The 24,002-nt window shown below is 65.6% G+C and carries 23 protein-coding genes; 8 read left to right on the forward strand and 15 right to left on the reverse strand.

The genetic code is table 11. The annotated features are described in order from the left end of the window. The first annotated feature begins 44 nt into the window (after positions 1–44). Positions 45–1,118: an Imm72 family immunity protein gene (locus tag FAZ98_RS29975; protein WP_158957110.1), complete on the forward strand. Its 1,074-nt coding sequence runs from the start codon at positions 45–47 to the stop codon at positions 1,116–1,118. Between the two features lie 179 nt (positions 1,119–1,297). Continuing rightward, the gene (locus tag FAZ98_RS29980) at positions 1,298–2,320 is read left to right on the forward strand and encodes an aldo/keto reductase (protein ID WP_158957112.1); all 1,023 of its coding nucleotides are present in this window, start codon (positions 1,298–1,300) and stop codon (positions 2,318–2,320) included. Between the two features lie 30 nt (positions 2,321–2,350). On the opposite strand, the gene FAZ98_RS29985 is transcribed toward FAZ98_RS29980, so the two are convergent. The 5 genes from FAZ98_RS29985 to FAZ98_RS30005 form a co-directional block, all read right to left on the reverse strand. Further along, positions 2,351–3,364, reverse strand: a complete 1,014-nt coding sequence (locus FAZ98_RS29985) for a LysR family transcriptional regulator (protein ID WP_158957114.1) — start codon at positions 3,362–3,364, stop codon at positions 2,351–2,353. Between the two features lie 48 nt (positions 3,365–3,412). Next, positions 3,413–4,879, reverse strand: coding sequence for a DEAD/DEAH box helicase (locus FAZ98_RS29990; RefSeq protein WP_158957116.1), 1,467 nt, complete (start codon positions 4,877–4,879; stop codon positions 3,413–3,415). Between the two features lie 127 nt (positions 4,880–5,006). Next, a complete protein-coding gene (locus FAZ98_RS29995) occupies positions 5,007–5,336 on the reverse strand; it encodes a hypothetical protein (RefSeq protein WP_158957118.1) in 330 nt (109 codons plus the stop codon). A 109-nt stretch (positions 5,337–5,445) separates the two neighbouring features. Then, a complete protein-coding gene (locus FAZ98_RS30000; RefSeq protein ID WP_233273013.1) occupies positions 5,446–5,808 on the reverse strand; it encodes a MarR family winged helix-turn-helix transcriptional regulator in 363 nt (120 codons plus the stop codon). Positions 5,809–6,082: 274 nt separating this feature from the next. After that, positions 6,083–6,301, reverse strand: a complete 219-nt coding sequence (locus FAZ98_RS30005) for a hypervirulence associated TUDOR domain-containing protein (RefSeq protein ID WP_158957122.1) — start codon at positions 6,299–6,301, stop codon at positions 6,083–6,085. Positions 6,302–6,568: 267 nt separating this feature from the next. Between FAZ98_RS30005 and FAZ98_RS30010 the strand changes: the two genes are divergently transcribed. Both FAZ98_RS30010 and FAZ98_RS30015 read left to right on the forward strand, forming a co-directional pair. Continuing rightward, positions 6,569–7,336 (forward strand): hypothetical protein, encoded by a 768-nt coding sequence (locus FAZ98_RS30010; protein ID WP_158957124.1) that lies wholly within the window; start codon positions 6,569–6,571, stop codon positions 7,334–7,336. A gap of 137 nt (positions 7,337–7,473) precedes the next feature. Continuing rightward, complete coding sequence (locus FAZ98_RS30015; RefSeq protein WP_158957126.1) at positions 7,474–7,917, forward strand: hypothetical protein; 444 nt, start codon at positions 7,474–7,476, stop codon at positions 7,915–7,917. Positions 7,918–7,941: 24 nt separating this feature from the next. On the opposite strand, the gene FAZ98_RS30020 is transcribed toward FAZ98_RS30015, so the two are convergent. Both FAZ98_RS30020 and FAZ98_RS30025 read right to left on the reverse strand, forming a co-directional pair. Then, entirely contained in the window at positions 7,942–8,967 is a 1,026-nt protein-coding gene (locus FAZ98_RS30020) for an alpha/beta fold hydrolase (protein WP_158957128.1), read from the reverse strand. Positions 8,968–8,993: 26 nt separating this feature from the next. Next, complete coding sequence (locus tag FAZ98_RS30025; RefSeq protein ID WP_158957130.1) at positions 8,994–9,962, reverse strand: DMT family transporter; 969 nt, start codon at positions 9,960–9,962, stop codon at positions 8,994–8,996. A 207-nt stretch (positions 9,963–10,169) separates the two neighbouring features. Here FAZ98_RS30025 and FAZ98_RS30030 point away from each other — a divergent pair, with 207 nt between their 5' ends. Further along, on the forward strand, positions 10,170–11,117 hold the full coding sequence (locus tag FAZ98_RS30030) for a LysR family transcriptional regulator (protein ID WP_158957132.1): 948 nt from the start codon (positions 10,170–10,172) through the stop codon (positions 11,115–11,117). On the opposite strand, the gene FAZ98_RS30035 is transcribed toward FAZ98_RS30030, so the two are convergent. Continuing rightward, the gene (locus FAZ98_RS30035; RefSeq protein ID WP_158957134.1) at positions 11,118–11,498 is read right to left on the reverse strand and encodes an ATP-dependent protease; all 381 of its coding nucleotides are present in this window, start codon (positions 11,496–11,498) and stop codon (positions 11,118–11,120) included. It lies immediately after the preceding gene. Between FAZ98_RS30035 and FAZ98_RS30040 the strand changes: the two genes are divergently transcribed. From FAZ98_RS30040 to FAZ98_RS30050, 3 genes are all read left to right on the forward strand, one after another. Next, the gene (locus tag FAZ98_RS30040; protein ID WP_158957136.1) at positions 11,497–11,775 is read left to right on the forward strand and encodes a hypothetical protein; all 279 of its coding nucleotides are present in this window, start codon (positions 11,497–11,499) and stop codon (positions 11,773–11,775) included. The two genes, FAZ98_RS30035 and FAZ98_RS30040, sit on opposite strands and share 2 nt — an antisense overlap. A gap of 106 nt (positions 11,776–11,881) precedes the next feature. Beyond that, on the forward strand, positions 11,882–14,263 hold the full coding sequence (locus FAZ98_RS30045) for a phosphoketolase family protein (protein ID WP_158957138.1): 2,382 nt from the start codon (positions 11,882–11,884) through the stop codon (positions 14,261–14,263). Beyond that, positions 14,260–15,417, forward strand: coding sequence for an acetate/propionate family kinase (locus FAZ98_RS30050; protein WP_158957140.1), 1,158 nt, complete (start codon positions 14,260–14,262; stop codon positions 15,415–15,417). Before FAZ98_RS30045 ends, FAZ98_RS30050 begins: the two co-directional genes overlap by 4 nt. A gap of 91 nt (positions 15,418–15,508) precedes the next feature. Here the strand turns inward: FAZ98_RS30050 and FAZ98_RS30055 are convergent, their stop codons facing one another. The 7 genes from FAZ98_RS30055 to FAZ98_RS30085 form a co-directional block, all read right to left on the reverse strand. Beyond that, positions 15,509–17,827 carry a xanthine dehydrogenase family protein molybdopterin-binding subunit gene (locus FAZ98_RS30055; RefSeq protein ID WP_158957142.1) on the reverse strand — a complete coding sequence of 773 codons (2,319 nt, stop codon included), beginning with the start codon at positions 17,825–17,827 and terminating at the stop codon, positions 15,509–15,511. Further along, positions 17,827–18,813 carry an FAD binding domain-containing protein gene (locus FAZ98_RS30060; protein ID WP_158957144.1) on the reverse strand — a complete coding sequence of 329 codons (987 nt, stop codon included), beginning with the start codon at positions 18,811–18,813 and terminating at the stop codon, positions 17,827–17,829. Before FAZ98_RS30060 ends, FAZ98_RS30055 begins: the two co-directional genes overlap by 1 nt. After that, positions 18,810–19,553 carry a 2Fe-2S iron-sulfur cluster-binding protein gene (locus FAZ98_RS30065; protein ID WP_407672168.1) on the reverse strand — a complete coding sequence of 248 codons (744 nt, stop codon included), beginning with the start codon at positions 19,551–19,553 and terminating at the stop codon, positions 18,810–18,812. Before FAZ98_RS30065 ends, FAZ98_RS30060 begins: the two co-directional genes overlap by 4 nt. Next, complete coding sequence (locus FAZ98_RS30070; protein WP_158957148.1) at positions 19,528–20,910, reverse strand: sensor histidine kinase; 1,383 nt, start codon at positions 20,908–20,910, stop codon at positions 19,528–19,530. The genes FAZ98_RS30065 and FAZ98_RS30070 overlap by 26 nt, the downstream gene beginning before the upstream one ends. Next, positions 20,891–21,568 (reverse strand): response regulator transcription factor, encoded by a 678-nt coding sequence (locus FAZ98_RS30075; RefSeq protein ID WP_158957150.1) that lies wholly within the window; start codon positions 21,566–21,568, stop codon positions 20,891–20,893. Before FAZ98_RS30075 ends, FAZ98_RS30070 begins: the two co-directional genes overlap by 20 nt. A gap of 31 nt (positions 21,569–21,599) precedes the next feature. Further along, the gene (tcuC, locus tag FAZ98_RS30080; RefSeq protein ID WP_158957152.1) at positions 21,600–22,892 is read right to left on the reverse strand and encodes an MFS transporter; all 1,293 of its coding nucleotides are present in this window, start codon (positions 22,890–22,892) and stop codon (positions 21,600–21,602) included. A 111-nt stretch (positions 22,893–23,003) separates the two neighbouring features. Next, entirely contained in the window at positions 23,004–23,993 is a 990-nt protein-coding gene (locus FAZ98_RS30085) for a quinone oxidoreductase family protein (protein WP_158957154.1), read from the reverse strand. Positions 23,994–24,002: the final 9 nt, after the last annotated feature.

Genomic DNA, 24,002 nt, shown 5'->3' on the forward strand with positions numbered 1-24,002 from the left:
ATCGACGTGGCGGTTAATCCATCGATAAACAAACAGAACGCGCGATGCTGAATACTTTCACCATGACCCCCGAGCAGGAACAGGACGCACGGGCGAAGGCGTTTTATCTGCTAAAAAAATGGACGAGTCTCACGTTCCTGAATCACGCGGTCAACCTCTACCGGAATTTTCTCGACGCCTACGCAAAGCAACTGAATACGCCGAGTGAAAATCAGGAGGAACTCGAGAGCCACTATGCCTGTGTCTTTCTGCGTCCGTTGGTTCAAATGGAAGACGGCATCGAGATATTGCGGATGGGCGCCAACAAGCGATCGGCCTATCGTGCGCTCGTTGCCGGCAGTGAGCGGAGCGGCGACCAGCTGTTCGGCCGAAGCGCGGATGAACTCGGGCGAGTGCACGACCCGTTCTTCCAGGCACTGGGCCTGAGAGACACCAACTATACCGATAGCATTTACGCCACGGGATACGCCGAGGGCGTGTGGATCGCGGAGTTGAGTTGTGGGGTGCTCAAATGCACCGCGAATCTGGATTTCACGGGCTTGCTCACCGCAGGGAAACGCGCCGACGGCGGAACGCGCATTTTCGAGCATTGGACCTACGAGTCGATTTTTCAGGACGCGCGCTTTCCTGCGTGGCGCCATTGGCCTCCCGGCCGCAACTATCCTCCGGTCTTGCCTCCTTGTCCGCCACAGAACGAATCGAACGGCGCGGAGGTCAATAGCGGCCAGGAGATTCCCGTTGAAGGCATCTGGGAACCGTGGCTTGCCGAAGGCAAGGTGGGTTGCCCGAACTATTTTCTCAAGGGCAGCATTGCTCACCCTTATCTGCTCGAAGGAAGCAACGACGAGCGGCCGGTGCGATGGCGCTTGTTGTGGGAGGACGATCGCTATCGCGGCGGTAGTCTACCCGCGGAAGAAGCGGCGCTCTTTCTCGCCGTTGCCCCGCAATTGACGCCACGTGCCTTACCGGGAGCGCTGTGCCCGCGGTCGGGCTACTGGCAACACGACGCGGCGCGCGACACGGTCTTCATCGAGGCGGGAACGCCGATGCCGGGACCCGAACAGACGCCCTGGGGCGTGCTCATCTGGCGGTTTTGCGATCCGCAACCTGCCGATTGAACGCCGCGCGGAACACCACGTCGCCGATACGCCGCTCCCATTACTCGATTGCCATGACAACGCGTGCGGCGTACCGCATTTCTCGCTCCAAACGAACAATCTCTTCGCTTTCTTCGCTCTAGGCACGACGTCGCCCGGTCTTTATCGTATGCACCGTTACCCACACGGAGCATCGAAACATGAACTATTGCACTTTGGGCCGCTCGGGTCTGCGCGTGTCGCGCCTCACGCTCGGCGCGATGACGTTTGGCGCGGGCGAGGGCGTCTGGCAATCCATTGCCGGTCTTGGCCGGGATGCGGCCACGCAGCTCGTTCAGCTTGCGCTCGAACGCGGCGTCAACCTGATCGATACCGCGGATGCGTATTCGCAAGGCCAATCCGAGGAAATGGTCGGGCGCGTGCTGTCCGAACTCGGGATCGACGAAACGCAGATGCTCGTTGCCACGAAGGTGCGTCTGCGCACGGGCCCGGGCCACAACCAGGTTGGCCTCGGACGTTCGCACGTGATCCGCAGCGTCGAAACCAGCCTCAAACGGCTGCGCCGCGATCATATCGACTTGATGCAACTGCACGATCGCGACGCGCTCACGCCACTCGACGAGACGCTGCGCGCGCTTGACGATCTCGTGACGCAAGGCAAGGTGCGGCATGTCGGCGTGTGCAATTTCAGCGCGTCGGAGCTCGAACGGATGCATGCGTTGTCGAACGCGGCGCACTGGGTGCACGCGTGCAGCAACCAGGTGCATTACTCGCTCGCCTCGCGCGATATCGAGCATGAGATCGCGGCTGTCGCGCAACTGCGCGAGATGGCGCTGATGATCTGGAGTCCGCTCTCGGGCGGCTACCTGAGCGGCAAATACACGGCAGGCGCACCGCACGCGCAAGCCGGGCGCCGCACGACGCTCGATTTTCCGCCTGTCGATCCCGAACTCGCCGACCCCATCGTGCACACGCTGCGTGCTGTCGCGCAAGAGCACGACGCCACGCCGGCCCAGATCGCGCTCGCGTGGCTGCTGGGGCGCCCGGAAGTGGCAACGATCATTGTCGGCGCCAGTTCGACGGCGCAGCTCGCCGCGAATCTCGACGCCGCGGCGTTGACCTTGTCCGGCGCGCAGCGCGAGCGGCTCGATGCCGTTTCGCAACGCCCGCTGCCGTATCCGCACTGGATGCAGCGCTTTCACGACCGGGACCGGATCGTATAAGCGCCGGGAATCGCAACGCTGTCCCGGACGTTACTTAGACATCCGAAGGGATTCCTTGATCCACGTGGAGAAGGCTTCCATCGTCGCGTGTGTTCGCGCGGGCAGGTTCCGGTCGCGCGGATACAGTATCGACACCTCGGGCGCGGCGGTCTCCCAGCGCGGCAAGATGCGCACGAGCCGCTTGTCGCGCAGCGCGGGCGCGGCGATGAAGCAAAGCGTCTGCACGATGCCCATGCCCGCGATCGCCAGTTCGACCCGCGCATGCGCGTCCCCGACCGCCGCGATAGCCGAGGGATTCCACGCCGCGGTTTGACCGCCTTCCTCGAACTCCCATTCGAGCCGCTCGCCAGGATGGGGCAGCAAAAAGTCGATGAGCTGATGGCGCTCCAGATCCTTCGGTGTCCTTGGCTTGCCCATGCGGCTCAGGTAATCGGGCGACGCGACGTTGATGCGCCGTGGCCGGCCGAGCGGGCGCAGCACGAGATCCTGATCTTCGAGTCCGCCGATCCGGACCGCGAAGTCGATACCGTCACGCACGAAGTCGCTGCGCCGGTCGCTCATGACGAGTTCGACGTGGATGCCAGGGTGCTGTTCGAACCACTCGGGCAAGCGTGGGATCAGGATGGCGCGGGCGACGGAGCTGTTCGCGCTGATCCGCACCCGGCCGGCGAGCGCGTCTCTCGACTCGGAGAGCGACGCTTCGACGTCGTCGAGTTCGGCCAGCATGCGCCGGCAGGCCTCGAAATAGCGGCTGCCCGCCGTCGTGGGCGCCACCGCGCGAGTCGTGCGCGCAAGCAGCTTGATCCCGAGCGTTGCTTCGAGCTTCGCCATTCGCTCGGTGGCATTCGACGAAGACATGTTCATCGAGCTTGCCGCCTTGCTGAAAGAACCCGTTTCCACGATCCGGACAAAAAGACGCATTGCCGCCAGTCGATCGATCCGCATGCCGTTCTCGCTCGCCACGAATAAAGAGCGAGTATTGTACGGTCGAACCGGATAATGCCGGCGATGGAAAACAGGGTGCGCGTGGGGCCGCGTGCTCATCGCCAGCCTCGGGTCAAGGCCGGCGTGCAGCGATGCAAGTGAGCGGGACTAGCGCTTGCCGCGCCCGCCGCCGGGCTTGCTTGCGGGCTTACCTGCGGGCTTACCTGCGTGCTTGCGTGCATGCGCAGCGGGTTGGCCGGCCGGTTTGATACGCGGTTTTTTCGTGGCGAACGGACTGCCCTCGATCAAGCTGGCATCGATATTCGTGATCGTGGCTTGCGGCGGCGCCGGTTTGGCTTTGTGCGCCGCGCCGCCTTGCGCATGCGGCTTTTTGCCGGTCACCTGCGCAGCACCCGCCGCCGCTTGCGGCACCTTGGGCTTCTTGGGTTTTTTCGGCTTCTTGATGATCTCGCCGGTCGCGCTGGTCTCCGGCACGCGGTGGTCGGCTTCGAAACCCGGCTCTTCCTCGCGGCGCAGCGTTTGGCGGATCAGCGCTTCGATCGCGGCCAGTTGCGGCGCCTCGTCGGCGCACACGAGCGACACCGCCACGCCGCTCGCGCCCGCGCGGCCCGTACGGCCGATACGGTGCACGTAGTCTTGCGCCACGATCGGCAGATCGACGTTGATCACCAGCGGCAAGTCGTCGATATCGAGTCCGCGCGCGGCCACGTCGGTGGCGACCAGCATCTGCACTTCGCCGGTCTTGAAGCGCTCCAGTGCGCGCAGGCGCGCGGGCTGCGGTTTGTCGCCGTGGATCGTGTCGACCGCGTAGCCCGCTTCGTCGAGCATGGCCGCGAGGTAATCCACGCCACTACGCGTCTTGACGAACACGAGCGCATGCTCCCAACGGTTCTGCGCCATCAGATGCAGGAAAAGATCGGGCTTGTTCTTTTTATCGACGGTCACCACCCACTGCTTGATCTTGCTGGCCGTGGCATTGGGCGCGCTCACGCTGATGTCGACAGGATCGCGCAGAATGCTCGCCGCCATGGCGCGAATCTCGTCGGTGAAAGTGGCGGAAAACAGCAAGGTCTGGCGCCGGGCAGGCAAAGCGGCGAAGACGGCGTTGAGTTCGCGCGCGAAGCCCAGATCGAGCATGCGGTCGGCTTCGTCCAGCACGAGCGTTTGTACCTGATCGAACTGCACGGCGTTCTGGCGATTCAGATCGAGCAGCCGGCCGGGCGTGGCAACGAGCACGTCCACGCCTTTGCGCAACTTCATCATCTGCGGATTGATGCTCACGCCGCCGTAAGCGGCGAGCATGCGCAAGTCGAGGCCTTTGCCGTACTCGACAAAGCTTTGCAGCACCTGCTCGGCAAGCTCGCGCGTGGGCACCAGCACCAGCACGCGCGCGCGATTGCTCGACACCGCCGGGCCGTGTTGCACGAGCCGTTGCAGCAGCGGCAGCGCGAAACCCGCCGTTTTACCCGTGCCGGTTTGCGCCGCGGCCATGACGTCCTTGCCGCCAAGCACGGCGGGAATCGCCTTCGCTTGCACCGGCGTGGGCGTCTGGTAGTTGAGGGCCTGCAGGTTACGCTGCAACGAATCGATCAGGCCAAGCGAGGCAAAGGACATGGGCGTGTTTCGGGCTAAAACCGCAATTTTAGCGGTTAGCGCGCCGCTCGCAGCGCTTCACGTCGATCGAGGCGAGCCTGTGTCGAGTGCTGCGCCGCCTCGGGGAGATCGATAGCTGAGGAAAGGCTCACGTCCGCTCTGCCGCGCGGCCGCCGTGAAATTGGCCGAAGTGCCGCGCCAAAAACAGGCCGATCGCCAGCATGCCCAGACCGAGCGCGGCGGCGTCGCCGGTTTGGCGCAGGTCGAAGCGGCCCACGTGGCAGACCAGCGCATAGCCCACCGCCAGATTGAACAAGCCCCACAGCACGTTCACGGTCGACGAGGAGAGGCCCTTTCCGGGCGGATTCGCGAACGGACTCTGAAATGGCTCGCCCCGCACGCCGCTCACGAGATGCGGCACGGCATTGAGCAGAAAAACGCCACCGAAAAACCATGCTACGAAATCGAGCCACTGCATTGTCGGATGCCTCTTGCGTCGAGAAAAGGGAAAAGAGCGTGGTCAGCCGGCTGGGTGCGGGTGATTCGCACGGGCGACGCACGGTACGGCTTCGCTCGTAGCGCCGCGTTCATTCGTCGACAAGGCGCGCGAGTATCGCGACGGCGGCCAGGATTTGCTCCTGTTCGGCGCCCGAAAGGCGCGCGCGGATGATGCGCGACAGCCAGTCTTGCCGCGCGCTCCGACCTTCGTCGATCCAGGCACGGCCTGCGTTTGTCAGCGAGAGGATGGTCCGGCGGCCGTCGCCGGGGTCCGGCGTGCCGACGATCCAACCGGCGGCTTCGAGCGGCGCGATGGCGGTGCCCATCGACTGCGTGCGGATGCCTTCGGCTCGCGCCAACTCCGAAACGGAGGCCGGTCCCTCGCGTTCGAGCCGCAGCAGAACCGCGATCTGCGTGACGGTGAGATCGCCGTGATCCGACTGAGCCCGCATGTTGCGTTTCAGCCGGGAAACGAGGGATCGAAGCTCGGCGGCAAGCGTTTCGGAGCAATCGGTGCCGGGGTGCTTGGGTTGATCTGGCATGCGAGCACTGTGCCACATGCCAAGTCATCTGCCAAGTTAACTTACTAATTTTGCGTGGCCGCGCTCACGCGGATGAAACGAAACGGCTACAACGTCTCGCAAAAGTGCATCGCGTCAAAACGGCATCGCGCCAACCGTCAGGCCAATGCGACGCCGTTCAGACGGCTTCGATCAACGGCGGAAGTCAGTGCTTGTGCACCTTTTCCAGCGCCTCGGCGCGATGGACCGCGTGATCGCCGCTCTTTTCACTTTCGACCTCATAGCGCGGATCGTCCTTCGACGCGCGGACGGCAAGCCCGTCCAGCTCGGTATCCCGGATGATCCGGCGCACGACGGTGCCCGTCGTCATGCCTTGCGGGGTGTTCCACGTAACGCGGTCGCCGGTCTTGAGTCGATGGGACATGATGGTCTGCTCCGTGAGTGAGAAACCCTCGTCATGCCGCATGCTCCGTTCCCACCAATGCGTATTGGCTGCCTGATCGCCGCTTGATGCGTTTGGCAATTGGGTATTTCCAGTGAGAATGTGCGGCCCCGCACATACCTGTGGCGATTCGGACCGAATTATTCTGAAGCGTTTAATTGACCGAAATTCGTAGCACACCGAACCCGGCAGACGATGAGGACAACGATGCACCATCAGATCAGATTCACGACGCTGAGCGCGCTCGCGGTGCTTGCCTTCGGCGGCTGCGCCCATCCTTCGAAGGTCGCGGACACGCCGCCGCACAAGAGCGATGCCACGAACGACGGCTGCCGCCGCGGGCCCGATGCCAACGCGGACTACGCCTCGCGCTGCGCAAGCGCGACGAAGCGCGAGAAAGCGATGAACACCACGCCGATGCAACCGACGGTTGCCGCGTCCGGCCGCGGCGGCCAGCCCGTGCCGCTCGCGGTGCCCGCGCGGGGGGGCACCGTCTACGACAGCCAGGTCGTCGCGCACTTCCAGCCCGAAACGAATATCAAGCATGGCGCGGCCTACGAGTCGTGCATGCAGATGATGGACAAGCTGCAAACTCAATATGGCCGTGCGCCTTCCTGCGTGGCCGATATGCAGAATGGCGTCGATATGTCGGACGTCAAGCACACGGTCTTCGTCACGTTCGATGGGACCGATCGTTTCCCCATCACCGTTGAAACCGACGTGGTGTCCGATCGTTTCTATTACCGTCCCGAGCAGATCAACAAACTCGGTCTGGAACTCCAGCGCGGGGCAGGGAAGAGCCGCGCGGAGTGGACGCGCTATTACTGGCAGATCCAGTATCGTGCCGTTCTCGCCGGGCTCGACTACGAACAGCGTGTGCTCGACAGCGGCGGCGTGGTTATCGACGACGCGGGCGGCGGTCATCGCAAGCTTAAGACGGCCGACCTCAAGATGCTGCGCCGGCGCATGGAGGAGACGAACCGAAAGATGGGCGCGGAACTCAGCGCGTCCAAGTAAGTTTTCGAAAACGTCGCGCGCGAGTGAGTTTGTCAACGATACCCGTAGTATCGAAACGCCATACCGGCGCATTCAAAGCTTTGTGCGATCAGGCTTCTGTTGGAGAATTCGCCAACCTCATTTAGCGACGCGAATTCATGCTCAATAACCGGAAATATATCGTCGGCATCCTGGTGCTGATCTATGTGGCATCGCTGCCTTTTACGGGCTTCTGCTATCGCGAGACGAATTGCTGGCAAGGCTGGGGCATCCTCGCGTTCGGCGCACTCGGTCTGCTGGATGGCTATCAAATGAGCTGGTTGGCCAATGTGTTTCTGTGGCTGGCCTGGGGCGCACTGCTCACGCGCAGTAAAACCGGCGATTGGGGCGCGCTCGCGAGCGCGTGCTTCGCGTTGCTGGTCGGCAATGCGTTTCTGTTGCAAGGCGTCGATACGTCCGAGGCCGGCGTGTCATTGGAGCCGGTGTCTTCGCTCGGGCCGGGCTACGCTTTGTGGATGGCGTGTCAGGCCGCTACGGCGCTAGTGGGCGCGCACGGCGTGCTCCACCGCCGGAGCGCAGCGGCGAGCACGCGTGGCAAGTGAACACGGCGCTTGCCGCTGGCCAGTTCAAAGGTCATTGGACTCGAGCCAGTTGCGAATCACGTCGATGAGTTCCGCCTTGCATTCCAGCGGCAACCAGTGCCCAGCGGGCAAGCTCGTGACGGTCAGCTTCGCGCAGGCCGCGCGCATCGGGTCGCCTTGCCGATTTCCCGTGATGCTGCAGATCGGGTCGAAGTCGCCGTTGACGAACAGCACGGGTTGCGCGAGTCGCCCGTGATCGGGCGCCGCGTGGGCGTAGCGCATATTGGCGTCGTCGTTCAGATACCACGCACAGGCGGGACGAAAGCCGTGGGTCTGAAACGACTGCGCCAGTGCGCCGAAGTCCGCTTGCGGCCAGAGATTCGTGTCGGGCTCGGTCGGCGGGGCACGATGCGCGGCGCCGAAGCGACCGCCGTTGCGTGTGACGAGCGCATGCGGCGCAACCTGGCCGACGCTGGCCGGATTGCCCGCGCGAAAGATCGACGCCAGCGATGCTTCCTTGTCGGCATCGAGATCGGCAACCGCCGGTTCGAAGTGAGTCTGGTAATAGCGGTAATAGTCCCACTGACCATCGGGGTACGTGCTGGCAGGGTAGATCGCCCGGTCGACGAGCGGGACCACGGTGCGCAGCGCGTGTCCATTGGGTTGATACGCGAGCGAGGTGAGAACGACGCCACGGCTTCGCGCGGGCGCATGCGCGGCCAGTTCGGCGACCACGACGCTGCCCCAGTCGTGGCCGACCCAGATGGCTGGCGCGCCGCCGAGGTGCTCGTGAAGCGCCGTCATGTCCGTCACGATGGCCTCGATCGTGTAGGCGTCGTTGGCCGCGGGCGCCGACGAGCCGCCGTAGCCGCGCAAGTCGGGCGCGATGCAATGCCAGCCGCTGGCGGCGAACGCGTCCATTTGCGCGCGCCACATCAAAGCGATGCTCGGCCAGCCGTGGAGAAAGATCATCAGCGGTCCATCGGCGGGACCGCTCTCGTGATAGTGCGTTGTTTGACCCACCATGCTGAACGTGCGCGAAGCGAGCGGGGAGGGACGTGGGTTCGTCATGGTCGAAAACTCCGGTTGAATTCAGTTCATTCGCGAAGGTGATGGCGTTGCCGTAGCGGCTGCGGTTCTTCGGGCCTTTCGGGTCGTTCGCGGGCAATCATCAACGCAACGCCCACGAGCGCGATGCCGCTCGACGCCAGCTTCACGAGCGTCAGGGGTTCGTGCAACAGCAGCGCGGAGAGACCTAGCGCGATCACGGGCGCGGCGTAGTTGAAGGTGTTGGCGAGCGTCGACGAAACTCTGGCGTTGAGCGAGAGAAACACGGCGTAACCGATCAAGGTACTCGCTATGACGAGAAACGCCAGCGCGGCCCACGCCGCAAGCGGCACGCGGGTGAAGCGAGTGGCCGCGGCGATTCCCGAGACGCCCACCATCGCGCCGAGCACCCCGCTTGCCGAGGCGAGTTGCGCCATGAGGCCGATCACGGGATCGCGAGGCAATGGCACGCGTGACGCAAGCAGCGACCCCGCTGCCCAGGCCGCGCAGGCGGTCAGCGCCAGCACCGCACCTTGCGGCCGGAACTCGCTGCCTCGCGCGGACGTCCAGCCCATCAGCGCGAGGCCGGCAAAGCCGATCGCGACGCCGGCGAGCTGGCGTCGCGTCAACGGCTGATGAAACACGGCCCACGCGAACACGGCGAGGAAAAGCGGCGAGGATGAGCCAAACACGGCGGCCACGCCAGCCGGCAAAAAATGGGTGCCCCAGATCGCGAGCGCCTGGCTCGCCACCAGCATGGTGACGCCGATCAGCGCCGCGCCGCCCAGTTCGCGGAGCGACGCGGGCGCGCGCCGCCAGCGTGCCAGCGCGACGGGCAACAGGATCAGCGCCGCGAGCGAGAAGCGCAGCGTGGCCACCATCAGCGGATGAAATGCGTTTCCCGCGACCTTGAAGGCGAGAAAATTGGCGCCGTTGTAGAACCATTGATAACCGACGGCCAACGCTATCCACCCGCGATGCGTGCTCCAGCCCGATGTTGCTGGGTTCGTTGCGATCATGCTAGCCCTCCCTTGCCGCGACTGGCGTGCTGATTCAAGCTCAGGTTCCAGCTTAAGGAAGGAATGGCTATGCCGATAATGCTCAACGGCCATAGGTGTTATTCGCATTGCGTATAACAAGGAACCTCGATTTTTCCGTGCGCCCTATAATCGTTTCGCGGATAACAAATACCGAAGTTAGCCAATCGGGGACTAACGGAGGCGGTCGTGGACTCCCGGCTGATCGAATACTTTTTGCGTGTGGCGGAACTCGGCAGCATCAACAAAGCGGCGGCCGACTTGCGGCTCTCTCAACCGGCGTTGTCGCGCCACATCGCGCTGCTCGAACATCAGCTGCGCGCGAGGCTGTTCACGCGCACCCAGGGCGGTGTGGTGCTAACCGAGTCCGGTACCTTGCTGCTCGAACGTGCGCGACCGCTGCTGCGGCAGTTGACGCATCTTGTCGATCAGGTCGGCGATCGCGCGGCCGGTCAACTCTCGATCGGCGTGGCGCCGTCCTGGCGGCATCTCTTCACGACGAAATACATTCCGCGGCTGGTGGCCGAATATCCGGGCGTGCGGCTTCGTGTTCACGAAGGCGTGAGTCACGAGTTGCGTGAGGTCATGCATGCCGGCATGCTCGATCTGGCGATCGTGCCGTTCGAAGGGGCGCCGCCGCAAGGCTATGTGCATACGCCGCTGGTTCGCGAGCCGCTCATTCTCGTCGCGGCCAAAAACGCCGGCTTGCGACCCGACAAACCCGTGCCGCTATCGCGCCTCGCCCATCGCAAACTCGCGTTGGCTTCGCGGCAGAACGTGATTCGTTCGACCATCGAGAATGCCATGGCTCGCCGCCATCTCGACTTCAATATCGTGTTCGAACTCGACGCGATGCATCTTTCGATCGACCTCGCGCGCGAGGGCGTCGCCGACACGGTAACACCGTGTTGCGCGGTGAGCGGCAACGCGCATTGGGACGATGCGATCTCGTGGAGTCCGATTCGTGGCGCGTACATGACGTGGGCGCTTTGCGAGAATACGGCGCGCTCGCACTCGCAGGCGGTACGCGAAGGGCAGCGCGTCGTGCTCGACATGGTCGACGAGATCATCGGCAGCAAGCGCTGGCTCGGCGCCGAACGCCTGAAGAACCGTAGCCGCCACGATCCACCGCAATGATCAGAGATCGCCGCGCACTTCGCCAGTGCCCAGTGCGGTGCGCTGCCGGTTGACCTCGGCCCAGAGCGCGTCGCTGTCGTCGTTGCGCAGGAGAACGATGCAGTCGAGCTGATCGTCGGTGACGTCGAAATAAGCGCACATCTCCTGCCGTGCGGCTGCGATGAATTGCGCGTATTCCGCGGTGGTCTGGGCTTGCGCGTGCAAGGCGTCGTAGACGGCGTCGTCCTCGCCGCCGCCATGTTCGTCGATGTAACGGGTAATCCACTGATCCCGTTCGCGGTCGTAATCGGCTTCGGCGCGCATGGCCTGCACAGCCGTACGGAAGTCCAGTTGGGCAAACGCGGCGATCGCCGCCGTGGTTGCCTCGTCGAATGTCGTCATGCCGTTTCTCGTGATAGTCGTGGCGGTGCGGAGCGGAACGCGCGCCATGATCCTGGGTGAAAGGCGTCATCATAAAAGCTTATTCCGCATCGAAGAGAAAAGCTTCGCGCGCAGAGCCGCCGCAGCGCGCGAGAATCTCTCCGTAAGTCCGCCGCAAGCCGCCCGCAACATCAAACTCACCGACTCTCGCAACGCAGCATCCTCGACGCATAAACGCGCGATTTGCTCTATCGTCATGCTGGATCGATCGCCTGCTGCCTGCATGACACGCGCGTGACACGTGCGGCATTCTCTCGCAGCCGCATCGGCACATTCCGCGCGTGATGCGCCACCCGCGCATGGCACGCCAGCTTCGCTCAAGCACCGCTCACGAGGAGCCCCGCATGGCTGAGGTCTCGAATCAGACGCCGCTGTCCGACGACATGCTGCGCGACATGAACCGCTACTGGCACGCCGCGAATTACCTGGCAGCCGGCATGATTTATCTGCGCGACAACCCGCTGTTGCGCGAGCCGCTCAAGCCCGAGCACATCAAGAATCGCCTGCTCGGTCACTGGGGTTCGTCGCCGGGGCAAAGCTTTGTGCTCACGCACCTGAATCGCGCAATCAAGGCGCGCGATCTCAACATGATCTACATCTCGGGCCCCGGTCACGGCGCGCCCGCCTCGCTCGCGCATGCCTATCTCGACGGCCACTACAGCGAGATCTATCCCGATTGCGCGGAAAGCGAAGGCGGCATGCGCCGTTTCTTCGGGCGCTTCTCGTTTCCGGGCGGCGTGGGGTCGCACTGCACGCCGGAAACGCCGGGCTCGATTCACGAAGGCGGCGAACTCGGCTACAGCCTCTCGCATGCGTTCGGCGCGGCCTTCGACAATCCCGATCTCGTGGTCGCGCTCACCATCGGCGACGGCGAGGCAGAAACGGGGCCGCTCGCCACGTCGTGGCATTCGAACAAGTTTCTCAACCCCATTCGCGACGGCGCCGTGCTGCCGGTGCTGCATCTGAACGGCTACAAGATTGCCAATCCCACCGTGCTCGCCCGTATTCCCGAGGAAGAACTGGAGATGCTGCTGAAGGGCTATGGCTGGAAGCCGTATTTCGTGTCGGGCGACGACCCCGAGCCGATGCATCGCAAGATGGCCGCCACGCTCGACCAGTGTCTCGACGAGATCGCCGCGATCCAGCGCCATGCGCGCGACAATGACGACCCTACGCGGCCGCGCTGGCCGATGATCGTGCTGCGTACGCCCAAAGGCTGGACCGGCCCGAAGGAAGTGCACGGCCACAAGGTCGAGGGCACGTGGCGCGCGCATCAGGTGCCGGTGACCGACGCCGCGACCGACCGCAAGAGTCTGCATATCGTCGAGGACTGGCTGCGCAGCTACGCGCCGCACACGCTGTTCGACGAAGCGGGCAAGCTGGTCGACTCGCTGCGCGCGCTCGCGCCGGAAGGGGCACGCCGCATCAGCGCGAATCCGCACGCGAACGGCGGCACGCTGTGCAAGGCGCTCGACATGCCCGACTTTCGCGAGTTCGCGGTGGAGGTGAAGGCGCCGGCCGCGAGCTACACCTCGCCCACCGAAGCGCTCGGCCGTTTCCTGTGCGGCGTGATGCGCCGGAATATGACCAACTTCCGCGTGTTCGGCCCCGACGAAACCGCGAGCAACAAACTCACTGCCATTTACGAAGCGTCGGGCAAAACCTGGATTGCCGAATCGGAACCCGACGACGCCGACGGCGGCGACCTCGCGCCCGACGGCCGCGTGATGGAAATGCTCAGCGAACACACGCTCGAAGGCTGGCTCGAAGGCTATCTGCTCACGGGCCGTCACGGCTTTTTCGCGAGCTACGAAGCGTTCGTGCACGTGATCGATTCGATGTTCAACCAGCACGCGAAGTGGCTCGAAAAGTCGAAAAAGGAACTCGGCTGGCGCCTGCCGGTGCCTTCGCTCAATCTGCTCATCACCTCGCTCGTGTGGCGCCAGGATCACAACGGCTTCACGCACCAGGACCCCGGCTTTCTCGACGTCGTGACCAATAAAAGCCCGGACGTGGTGCGCATCTATCTGCCGCCCGACGCGAACTGTCTGCTTTCCGTGGCCGACCATTGCCTGCGTTCGCGCGACTACGTGAACGTGATCGTGGCCGATAAACAGCCGCACTTGCAGTATCTCGACATGGACGCGGCCATCGTGCATTGCACGAAGGGCATCGGCATCTGGGACTGGGCTTCGACGGACCAGGGTTGCGAACCCGACGTGGTGATGGCGTGCGCGGGCGACATCGCCACCATGGAAGCGCTCGCCGCCACGCAACTGCTGCGCGAGCATTTTCCGGAGCTGAAGGTGCGCTTCGTGAACGTGGTCGACCTGTACCGTTTGATGCCGAACGACGATCATCCGCATGGTTTGTCCGACCGCGATTTCGACTCGCTGTTCACCACCGACAAGCCGGTGATCTTCAACTTCCATTCGTACGCGACGCTCGTGCACAAGCTCACGTATCGCCGCAAGAATCACGCGAACTTCCACGTGCACGGCTACCGCGAGCGCGGCAATATCAACACGCCGCTCGAACTGGCGATCATCAACGGCGTGGACCGCTTCACGCTGGCGATCGACGCGATCGACCGCGTGCCGAAGCTGCGCGGTGTGGGCGATCACGCGAAGGAATGGCTGCGCGGCGAGATCATCGCGCATCAGGCGCATGCGTATCGCGAAGGGATCGACGCCGAGGCGATCCGCGACTGGACGTGGTCCGCATGAGCGCGCGCGACACGGTGCTCGCGCTGAACAGCGGCTCGTCCTCGCTGAAGTTCGCGTTGTTCGCGCGCGAGGCTGGTGATGCCGGTCAGGCGGCGGCCGCGAAGCCCATCGTCGAAGGCAGCGCGAGCGGCATTGGGCGCGACGACGGCCGCTTCGTCATGCAGGCCGCGGACGGCTCGATTCATGTCGACACGGCGCGCCGCTTCAAGACGCAAACCGAAGTGCTCGCGCAGATCGCCGCGGCGTTCGACGAACACGCGCTCGCGCGGCCGCTCGCGGTCGGGCATCGCGTGGTGCATGGCGGTCCGCATCTGCGCGAGCATTGCGTGCTCACGGCTCAGGTGCGCGAAACGCTGGCGGCTTCGGTGCATTTCGCACCGTTGCATATTCCGCCCGCGCTCGGCTTGATCGACGAAGCCACGAAAATGTTCGGTAATGCGAAGCAAATTGCGTGTTTCGACACGGCGTTTCATCGCACCTTGCCGGATCGCGCCTCGCATTTCGCGCTGCCGCGCCGCTATGCGCAGCAGGGCGTGATCCGTTACGGCTTTCACGGGCTCTCGTACGAGTCGCTGGTGCGGCGGCTCGGCGCTTCGCTGCCCGCGCGCGCGGTGTTCGCGCATCTGGGCAACGGTTCGAGCCTGTGCGCGGTGCAAGACGGTGTTTCCATCGACACGACCATGGGGATGACGCCCACCGGCGGCGTGCCCATGGGCACGCGCACGGGCGATCTCGATCCGGGCGTGCTGCTGCATCTCATGCGCACCGAGCAGCTCGACGCGGACGCGCTCGAAACGCTCGTCAACCACGAGAGCGGTCTGGCCGGTTTGTCGGGTGGCGAAAGCCAGATGCAGACTCTCACCGAACGGGCGCAACGCGGCGACGCCGACGCGGCACTGGCCGTGGAGGCGTTCACGAGCGCGGTGCGCAAGACCGTGGGCGCTTATGCCGCGTTGATGGGCGGCATCGACATGCTGGTGTTCACGGGCGGGATTGGCGAACACAGCGCCGAGGTACGCGAGCGCGTGTGCGGCGAACTGGGTTTTCTTGGCTTGCGCGCGCGCGAAACGAACGGCCTGGCCGCGAACGTGGTCACGCTGCGCGCCGAAGAAGAAGCGCAGATCGCGGAGCATTGCCGCGCGCTGCTGGCGTGAACGCAAAGTGGCGAACGCCGCATCGAGACGACAAACGTCTTGATCGGCGTCCGCGTTCTGGTGCGCTTCGGCGTGCGCTTCCGCGTGCGTTTCAGGCCGGGCCCATCACCTTGTCCAGCGTGATCGGTAGATCGCGAATGCGCTTGCCCGTGGCGTTGAACACCGCGTTCGCGACCGCCGCGCCCACACCCGTGATGCCGATCTCGCCAATGCCGCGTGCGCCCATCGGCGTGTGAGGGTCCGCTTCCTCGTTCCAGATCACGTCGATTTCCGGCACGTCGAGATGCACGGGCACGTGGTAGTCGGCGAGCGACGGATTCATGATGCGGCCGCTGCGCTCGTCGAACTGGGTTTCTTCCATCAACGCAAGGCCGAGACCCATGACGATGCCGCCGCGAAACTGGCTGGTGGCGGTTTTGGCGTTGATGATGCGGCCGCAGTCGAACGCGCCCAGGAAGCGGCTCACGCGCACTTCGCCGGTTACCGCATGCACGCGCACTTCGCAAAAGAGCGCGCTGTGGCTGTGCATCGACCAATGCTGCAACTCGAACGGTGTGGGTGCTTCGGCCTCGGCGGTCACTTCGTCGCGGCGGGCACGCGCGAGCAGGGCGGTGTAGCTTTCATGGCGGCTTTCGTCGGCGAGCGCGCAGAGGCCGGCGTCGCGTCCGCCCACTTCGTCGGGCAGCAGGCCGGAGAGCGGCGACTGGTTGCCCGCGAAGCGCAGCAGTTCCTTCACGAGCTGGTGATGCGCGGCGATCACCGAAGCGCCGATCGCGGCCGTCTGCTGCGAGCCGCCCGCGAGCACGCTGCCCGGCAGCGTGGAGTCGGCGTAACGGAAGTCGATGTCTTCCATGCGCAAGCCAAGGCGTTCCGCCACGATCTGCGTTTGCGCGGTCGCGGTGCCCATGCCCATTTCGTGCGCCGCGATGCTCACGGTCGCACGGCCGTCCTTGCTCAAGACGATGCGCGCGGCGCCGCCCGGCATGCGGTAGTACGGGTAGGTGCCGGTCGCGCAACCCATGCCCACGAACCAGTCGCCTTCGCGGCGCGCACCGGGCGCCCCGCGCGCGGCCCAGCCGAAGCGCGCACGCCCGGCGTTCCACGCGTCGACAATGCCGCGCTGCGAGAACGGTAACCCCGTGGTCGGATCTTTTTCCGGCTCGTTGCGGATGCGCAGTTCGATCGGGTCCATGCCCATGGCGTGCGCGAGTTCGTCGACGGCCGATTCCAGCGCGAACGTGCCCACCGCTTCGCCGGGCGCGCGCATGAAGGTGTTGGCCGTCATGTTCAGCTTGACGGTCTCCACGTCGAGCAGAAAGCTGCGCGACGCATACACGCTCTTCGCGGGCAGCACGAACGGCTCGGGCATGTTGTTGTGCGGCGTCATCGCGATCAGGCCGGTGTGGATCAGCGCGTCGAAGCTGCCGTCGCCCTGCGCGCCGAGCGCCACGCGTTGCTCCGTGAGCGTGCGGCCACCCACGAGGCGATACACGCCTTCGCGCGACAAGGTCATGCGCACGGGGCGCTGCGCGAGTTTGGCCGCGGCGGCCGCGAGCACCTGATGCTGCCACACGGTCTTCGAGCCGAAGCCGCCGCCCACGTACGGCGAGGTGACGTGCACGTCGCGTTCGTCGAGGCCGAATACCTGCGCGAGCGACCATGCCTCGTGCGCCACGGCCTGCACGGTGTCGTGAATGCGCAGCGTGTTGCCTTCCCACGCGAGCGTGGCCGCATGCAGTTCGATCGGATTGTGATTGTGACGCGGCGTGGTGTAGCGCGCGTCGATCCGGTGCGGCGCGGCGGCCAGCTTTGCCTCGGCGTCGCCGATGGCGAGCTTGAGCGGTTCGCCCATGAATACGCCGGGCTCGGCGCCGTTGGCCTTCGCCTGCGCGAGCGAGGTCACGCCTTCGCCAGCTTCGTAGGTCACGTCGATCAGGGCTTGCGCGTGATCGGCCTGTTCCTGCGTTTCGGCCAGCACCAGCGCGACCGGCTGCCCGTTCCAGTGCACCTGGTCGTCCTGCATGACCGGCACGTCGTCGCCGCCCACGGCCTTCGGCTGCGTGCCGAACGGCGGCAGCGGCTTCAGACGCGGCGCGTTGCGCCAGGTCATCACCAGCACCACGCCGGGCGCGGCCTCGGCGGCCGCCGTGTCGATCGTGGCAATGCGCCCGCGTGCGATGGTCGAATACTTGAGCGCGGCGTAGGTCATGCGCTCCAGCGGAAATTCGGCGGCGAAGGTGGCGCGGCCCGCGACCTTCAGCGGGCCGTCGATACGGCTCACGGCCGCGCCGATCAGACCGTGTTTGTGACGGATCAGCGGGTCGGGCTCGCCGCCGGGAATGAAGCTGTCGGGAGCAAGCGCGACGGCCTTCTTCACGACGGCTTGCACGGCATCCTTGAGGGTGGCCATTAGCGTGTCTCCTGAAGCGCGGCGAGCTTGACGAGCGTATCGACGATCACGCGCTCCGCCAGTTCGATCTTGAAGGCGTTGTCGCGCAGCGGCCGCGCGTTCGCCAGTTCGGCGTGCGCGGCGGCGCGAAATGCCGCTTCGTTCGCGGGCGCGCCCAGGAGTGCGGCTTCGGCGGCGCGGGCGCGCCACGGCTTGGGCGCCACGCCGCCCAGCGCGAGGCGCACGTCCTTCACCGTGCCGTCCCGCACTTCGAGCCGCGCGGCCACCGAGACGAGCGCGAAGGCGTAGGACGCGCGGTCGCGCACCTTGCGATAGGCAGAGCGTCCGGCCGCGGCGGGCGGCAGCGTGACGGCGGTGATGAGTTCGCCGTCGTGCAGCACCGTTTCCACGTGCGGGGTGTCGCCGGGCAGCACGTGAAGCTCGATCAAGGGGAGGTCGCGCGTGCCATTGGCGTGTTCCACGGTGACCACGGCGTCGAGCGCGGCGAGCGCCACGGCCATGTCGGAGGGATGCGTCGCCACGCAATGCTCCGACGCGCCGAGCACGGCGTGCATGCGGTTGAAGCCCCCCACGGCGTCGCAGCCGGCGCCGGGCGTGCGCTTGTTGCAGCGCGCGGCGTCGTCGTAGAAATAACCGCAGCGCGTGCGCTGGAGCAGGTTGCCGCCCACCGTCGCCATGTTGCGGATCTGTGCGGAGGCGCCCGCGAGAATCGCTTCGGACAATAGCGGATAACGCTCGCGCACGCGCGCATCGGCGGCGAGCGCGGTGTTCTTCACGCCCGCGCCAATGCGCAGACCGCCGTCGCCGGTGTCGTCGATGGCGCAGGCGAGGCCGGTGATGTCCACCAGCATCGACGGATGCTCGATGGTCTCGCGCATCAAATCGACGAGATTCGTTCCGCCGCCCAGGTATTTGGCGCCCGGCCGCGCGCCCAGCACGAGCGCGGCGCGCGGGTCCGCCGCGCGTTCGTAGGTAAAGGGATTCATTGGGCGGCCTCGCTGCTGGCAGGTTCCGGCACGGCGGCGGGGGCGCCGAAGGTTTCCTGGATCGCCTCGACGATGCCGTTGTACGCGCCGCAGCGGCACAGATTGCCGCTCATGCGCTCGCGCAGTTCCTCGGGCGTCAATTCGAAGCGCGGCGCCGCCACGTTGCCGCTGACATGGCTGGGCACGCCGCCCTCCAGTTCGCGCATCATGCCCACGGCCGAACAGATCTGGCCCGGCGTACAGTAGCCGCACTGAAAGCCGTCGTGCTCGACGAACGCGGCCTGAAGCGGATGCAATGCGCCCGGCTCGCCCAGCCCTTCGATGGTGGTGATCTCCCGGCCCTGATATTGCACGGCGAGCGCCAGGCAACTGTTGATGCGGGTGCCCTCGACGAGGACGGTGCAGGCGCCGCATGCGCCCTGGTTGCAGCCCTTTTTCGCACCAAAGAGATGCAGCCGCTCGCGAAGCAGGTCGAGCAGCGAGGTTCTCGGGTCGAACTCCAGCTCGATCGCGTTGCCGTTGATAACGAAATGCATGCGTGTTCCCCTCCAGTTCTGGCTCGCGCCGCGACGCCGAGGTGATTCGGCGTCATGGGAGAAATGCCGGTGCGGACCGGTGGGTGCATGCCGCAATTTCCGCGCCGCGCTCGATCGCGCGGAAGAGGGACGCCAGATGTTTGCTATGGATGGCACGCGCGGGGCGTGGTGCGCTGCCTCATTCGTCCCGGCGCGCCGCGAAATGGAGTTCGACGCTCAATCCGCCGCCGGGCGCATCGCGCAGTGCGATCGTGCCGCGATGCGCGCGCACGATCTCCCGCGCGATCGCGAGCCCGAGACCGCTGCCTTCTTCCGTCGATGCGCGGAAGAACGGCTCCATCACGCGCTCGCGCAAATCGGCGGCAATGCCGGGCCCCTGATCGATCACACGAATCGCGATCTGACCGTCCTGGCCGTCCTGGACATCGCCCTCGATCGTGACCTGCGAGCCTGCGGGCGAATAGCGGATCGCGTTGTCGACGAGATTCGCGAGCACGGCCGAGAGCAGCGTTTCGCTACCCGTGACGGGGAGTGGCGCGGCAATCAACACGGCCAGTTCGATATCGCGCCGCCGCGCCGCGAGCGCGAGCTTTTCCACGGCGCGTGTGACCACGTCGCGCAAATCCACGGCCTCGCCTTCGAACGTGGTGTAGTCGGCGGCCTCCGCTTGCGCGAGCATCAGCAACTGGTTGATGAGCGTGACCATGGCGCGGTTGCTGTGATGCATCGCGAGCAGCGTTTCGCGCACATCGTCGAGATTGCCCTGGCGGCGCGCATATTGCAGCTGCGTGCCGAGCAGCGTGAGCGGCGTGCGGATCTGGTGCGCGGCGTCGGCGATAAAGCGGCGTTGCGTGAGCGCCTGGCGCTCGATCACGTCGAGACACGCGTTGAACGCGGCGATCAGCGGCTTGAGTTCGACATGCACGTCGGTGTCGTCGATACGGGCACGGCCCGCGGGCGGATGCGCGGTCAGTTCGCGCGCGAGCCGCGCGAGCGGGCGCAACTCCAGCGTCAAACCCGCGCACACGAGCAGCATGGCCGCCGCGATACTGCCGAGTATGTAGGCGAGTTGCGGTTTCCACAGCGACGCCACCATGGCGTCGCGCGAGACGAGCGTGCGGCCGACCGAGACCACCACGTCGACGATCCGGCCCGCGTCGTACATCGGGCGGGTGAGCGTCACGGCGCGGATCGGCATCTCGCCCACGCGCGCGTCGTACCAGCGCGGCGCGGCGGCGGGGCGCGTGGGCGGAAACGCCGAGGTGCCCGCGATCATCGCGCCGCCCGCGATCTCGACGCGATAGAACACCTGGTCGCCCTCGGGGGTGCCGACGATCTCGATCGTGCTGGGCGCGACGCTCGCGACCAGATTGTCGCCGCTCCAGCGCACGTCGGAGGCCATCACGCGCGCCGCCGCGAGCAGCGCGGCGTCCTGGAGCAGATCGGCGGTGCGCCGCGCGCTCGCGTGCGTGAACCAGCCCGCCGCGAGGCTGAACGCTGTCATGGGCACGATCAGCCACAGCAGCAGCCGCGCGCGCAGGCTACGCTTGCGGATCAACATGTTCGAGCAGATAACCGAGTCCGCGCAGCGTGATGATGGCGGCGCTGCTCGTTTCGAGCTTCTTGCGCAGCCGCGACACGTAGATTTCGATGGCGTCGCTGCTCGGCGGCGCGTCGCCGTCGTTGATGGCTTCGGCGAGCACGCTCTTCGAAACCGTGCGGCCGGCCTGGAGAATGAGGGCTTCGAGCACCGCGTGTTCGCGCGGCGTGAGCGAGAGCGGTTCTTCGTCGACGAAAAACTGCCGCCGGTCGAGATCGTAGAGCAGCGTGCCGCAGCGAATGCGGTTCGAGCGCGCGGGCGCGTGACGCCGCGCGAGTACCTTGATGCGCGCGATCAACTCGCGGTCGTCGAACGGCTTGACGACGTAGTCGTCGGCGCCCGCGCTCAGGCAGATGACTTTCTCGCCGACGTCGCCCGTGGCGGTGAGCACCAGCACGGGCGTGTCGTTCGCCTGGTCGCGCATGCGGCGCAGCAGCGCCTTGCCGGACATGCCCGGCAGATTCAGATCGAGCAGCACGACGTCGTAACGCGCATCGTGCAGCAGGCTCGCGGCGGTCTCGCCGTCCGGCGCGTGATCGACGAGAAAACCCTCGTCGGCGAGGGTTTTCGAGAGCCAGTGCGCGAGTTGCCCGTTGTCTTCGATCAGCAGCAGTTTCATGTCACGAGTGCGCGCGTGGCGCGAGCGAGAATCAGGCCGCCTTGTAGCCGTTGCGTGCCGCCTGCGAACGGTACAGCACCAGCGTGGCCACGGCGCCGCACACGCCCGCCATGGCCATCCATGCACCGGGCGCGGCCTTGTCGCCGGTGTAGTGGATCAGCGAGGTCGAGATGGCCGGCGTGAAGCCGCCGATCAGCGTGGCGAGACTGTACGCCATCGAGAAGCCTGTTGTGCGCACGTGCGCCGGCATCAGTTCGGTGAGCGCGACCACCATCGCACCGTTGTACCACGCGTAGAGCACCGAGAGCCACAACTCCACCAGCAGCAGGCGCTCGAACGAGGGCGCGGCCACGAGCCATTGCATGGCCGGATACGCGGTCACAGCGGCGAGCAGCGCGAAGGTCAGCAGGATCGGGCGGCGGCCGAGCCGGTCGGAGACCGCGCCCGAGACCGGCAGCCAGATCAGGTTCGACACGCCCACGCACACCGTCACGATCAGCGAGTCGATCGACGAGAGATGCAGCACGCTCTTGCCGAACGTGGGCGTGTAGGTCGTGATGAGGTAGAAGGAGGCCGTGGTCATGACCACGAGGCCCATGCCCGCGACGATCAGGCCGGCGTTATCGACCATCGACTTCATGATTTCGCCGATACGCGGATGATGCTTGCGGGCCGCGAATTCGTCGGTTTCGCGCAGCGTGCGGCGAATCAGGAACAGGAACGGCACGATCAGGCAGCCGATCCAGAACGGCACGCGCCAGCCCCATGCGCTCACCTGGTCGGCGGGCAGCAGCTGGTTGAGCAGCACGCCGAGCGAGGCCGCGAAAATGACGGCGACCTGCTGGCTGCCCGACTGCCACGAGCAGAAGAAGCCGCGCTTGCCCGGCGTGGCGATCTCCGAGAGATACACGGAGACGCCGCCGAGTTCGACGCCCGCCGAAAAGCCCTGCAACAGCCGGCCGATCAGCACGATCATGGGCGCGAGCACGCCGATGCTCGCGTAGCCCGGCACAAATGCCACGCACGCGGTGCCGAGCGCCATCAGCGAAAGGGAAAGAATCAGGCCCTTGCGGCGGCCGTGACGGTCCACGTAGGCGCCGAGCACGAGCGCGCCGATGGGCCGCATGAAGAAGCCCGCGCCGAACACGGAGAGCGCGAGCAGCAGCGAGACGAATTCATTGTCGGCGGGAAAGAAGGTGCGCGCGATCGCGCTCGCGTAGTACGCGTACACCGTGAAGTCGAACATCTCCAGAAAGTTGCCGCTGACGACGCGGAAGACCGACCGGAAACGCGATTCCGCGGGAAGGTGGTTGGCGGATTCCATAGTGCCCCTTGTGCCTTCGCTCACGCAAAGACGAGTGTCGACCACCGGCGCGCAGGCACGCGCCGGGCCATTGAGTTGAACGAGTGAAAGAAGCGGTGGCTTAACCGGTGCTCAAGCGATATCCATCACGGCCTTGCCCGATTGCCGCCGTTCCTCGAGCGCCGCATGCGCGGTCTCGACGTTGTCGAGCGTGTAGCGGCCGTTGATCTCCACGTCGAGCGCGCCTTGCAGGATTGCGGCGAACACGTCGTTGGCGCGGCGCTGCACGGTGGGCGCGTCGGCGAGATGGTCGGCGAGACGCGGGCGCGTGAGGAACAGCGAGCCGGCTTCGCCGAGTTCGTACGGATCGAGGTCGCGCATCGGGCCCGTGACCGAGCCGTAGTTGACCACGAGCCCGCGCGTGCGCGTCGCGCGAAAACTGTCGCGCAGCGTGGTGCGGCCCACGGCGTCGAACACCACGTCCACGCCTTTGCCGTGCGTCATGTCGCGGATGCGGTCGGCGAACGCGCCGTCTTCGTACATCAGCACGTGGTCGGCGCCGCGCGCGCGGGCGACGTCGGCTTTCTCGGCCGAACTGGTGGTTGCGAACACTTCCACGCCGCGCCGCTTCGCGAGTTGCACGAGCAACTGACCGATTCCGCCCGACGCCGCGTGGATCAGGCAGGTGTCGCCCGCGCCGAGACGCGCGACGTCTTCGAGCAGATAGTGGGCGGTCGAGCCCTGGAAGATGGCGGCCGCCGCGAGGTCGTAGGCGATGCCGTCGGGCAGCGTCGCCACGCGCGCCGCGGGCACGACGGCGTAGTCGGCATACGCGCCCCACGCGATGCACCACGCCACGCGGTCGCCCTTGCGGCAGTTCGTGACGCGCTCGCCCACGGCGACCACGTCGCCCGCGCCTTCCATGCCGAGCGTGCACGGAATGCGCACGGGATAGGTGCGCGAATCGCGGTACTTGCCCTGGCGCGTGTGGACGTCCATGAAGTTGACGCCCGCCGTGACGACGCGCACGAGCACCTCGTCGGGGCCCGGCTTCGGTATCTCGATCTCGACGCGCCGCAGCACTTCGGGGCCGCCGTATTCGTGTATCTGGATCGCTCGCATGCGGCGTGT

This window comes from Paraburkholderia acidisoli (genome assembly GCF_009789675.1).
Classification (GTDB): Bacteria; Pseudomonadota; Gammaproteobacteria; order Burkholderiales; family Burkholderiaceae; genus Paraburkholderia; species Paraburkholderia acidisoli.

Coding starts and splice junctions, on each gene's coding strand:
- FAZ98_RS30045 (WP_158957138.1), top strand. CDS start 11,882: ATGGCTGAGGTCTCGAATCAGACGCCGCTGTCCGACGACATGCTGCGC.
- FAZ98_RS30035 (WP_158957134.1), bottom strand. CDS start 11,498: ATGACGACATTCGACGAGGCAACCACGGCGGCGATCGCCGCGTTTGCC.
- FAZ98_RS29985 (WP_158957114.1), bottom strand. CDS start 3,364: ATGAGCACGCGGCCCCACGCGCACCCTGTTTTCCATCGCCGGCATTAT.
- FAZ98_RS29990 (WP_158957116.1), bottom strand. CDS start 4,879: ATGTCCTTTGCCTCGCTTGGCCTGATCGATTCGTTGCAGCGTAACCTG.
- FAZ98_RS30050 (WP_158957140.1), top strand. CDS start 14,260: ATGAGCGCGCGCGACACGGTGCTCGCGCTGAACAGCGGCTCGTCCTCG.
- FAZ98_RS30060 (WP_158957144.1), bottom strand. CDS start 18,813: ATGAATCCCTTTACCTACGAACGCGCGGCGGACCCGCGCGCCGCGCTC.
- FAZ98_RS30000 (WP_233273013.1), bottom strand. CDS start 5,808: ATGCGGGCTCAGTCGGATCACGGCGATCTCACCGTCACGCAGATCGCG.
- FAZ98_RS30015 (WP_158957126.1), top strand. CDS start 7,474: ATGCTCAATAACCGGAAATATATCGTCGGCATCCTGGTGCTGATCTAT.
- FAZ98_RS30085 (WP_158957154.1), bottom strand. CDS start 23,993: ATGCGAGCGATCCAGATACACGAATACGGCGGCCCCGAAGTGCTGCGG.
- FAZ98_RS30005 (WP_158957122.1), bottom strand. CDS start 6,301: ATGTCCCATCGACTCAAGACCGGCGACCGCGTTACGTGGAACACCCCG.
- FAZ98_RS29995 (WP_158957118.1), bottom strand. CDS start 5,336: ATGCAGTGGCTCGATTTCGTAGCATGGTTTTTCGGTGGCGTTTTTCTG.
- FAZ98_RS30025 (WP_158957130.1), bottom strand. CDS start 9,962: ATGATCGCAACGAACCCAGCAACATCGGGCTGGAGCACGCATCGCGGG.
- FAZ98_RS29980 (WP_158957112.1), top strand. CDS start 1,298: ATGAACTATTGCACTTTGGGCCGCTCGGGTCTGCGCGTGTCGCGCCTC.
- tcuC (WP_158957152.1), bottom strand. CDS start 22,892: ATGGAATCCGCCAACCACCTTCCCGCGGAATCGCGTTTCCGGTCGGTC.
- FAZ98_RS30020 (WP_158957128.1), bottom strand. CDS start 8,967: ATGACGAACCCACGTCCCTCCCCGCTCGCTTCGCGCACGTTCAGCATG.
- FAZ98_RS30040 (WP_158957136.1), top strand. CDS start 11,497: ATGCCGTTTCTCGTGATAGTCGTGGCGGTGCGGAGCGGAACGCGCGCC.
- FAZ98_RS30075 (WP_158957150.1), bottom strand. CDS start 21,568: ATGAAACTGCTGCTGATCGAAGACAACGGGCAACTCGCGCACTGGCTC.
- FAZ98_RS30070 (WP_158957148.1), bottom strand. CDS start 20,910: ATGTTGATCCGCAAGCGTAGCCTGCGCGCGCGGCTGCTGCTGTGGCTG.
- FAZ98_RS29975 (WP_158957110.1), top strand. CDS start 45: ATGCTGAATACTTTCACCATGACCCCCGAGCAGGAACAGGACGCACGG.
- FAZ98_RS30055 (WP_158957142.1), bottom strand. CDS start 17,827: ATGGCCACCCTCAAGGATGCCGTGCAAGCCGTCGTGAAGAAGGCCGTC.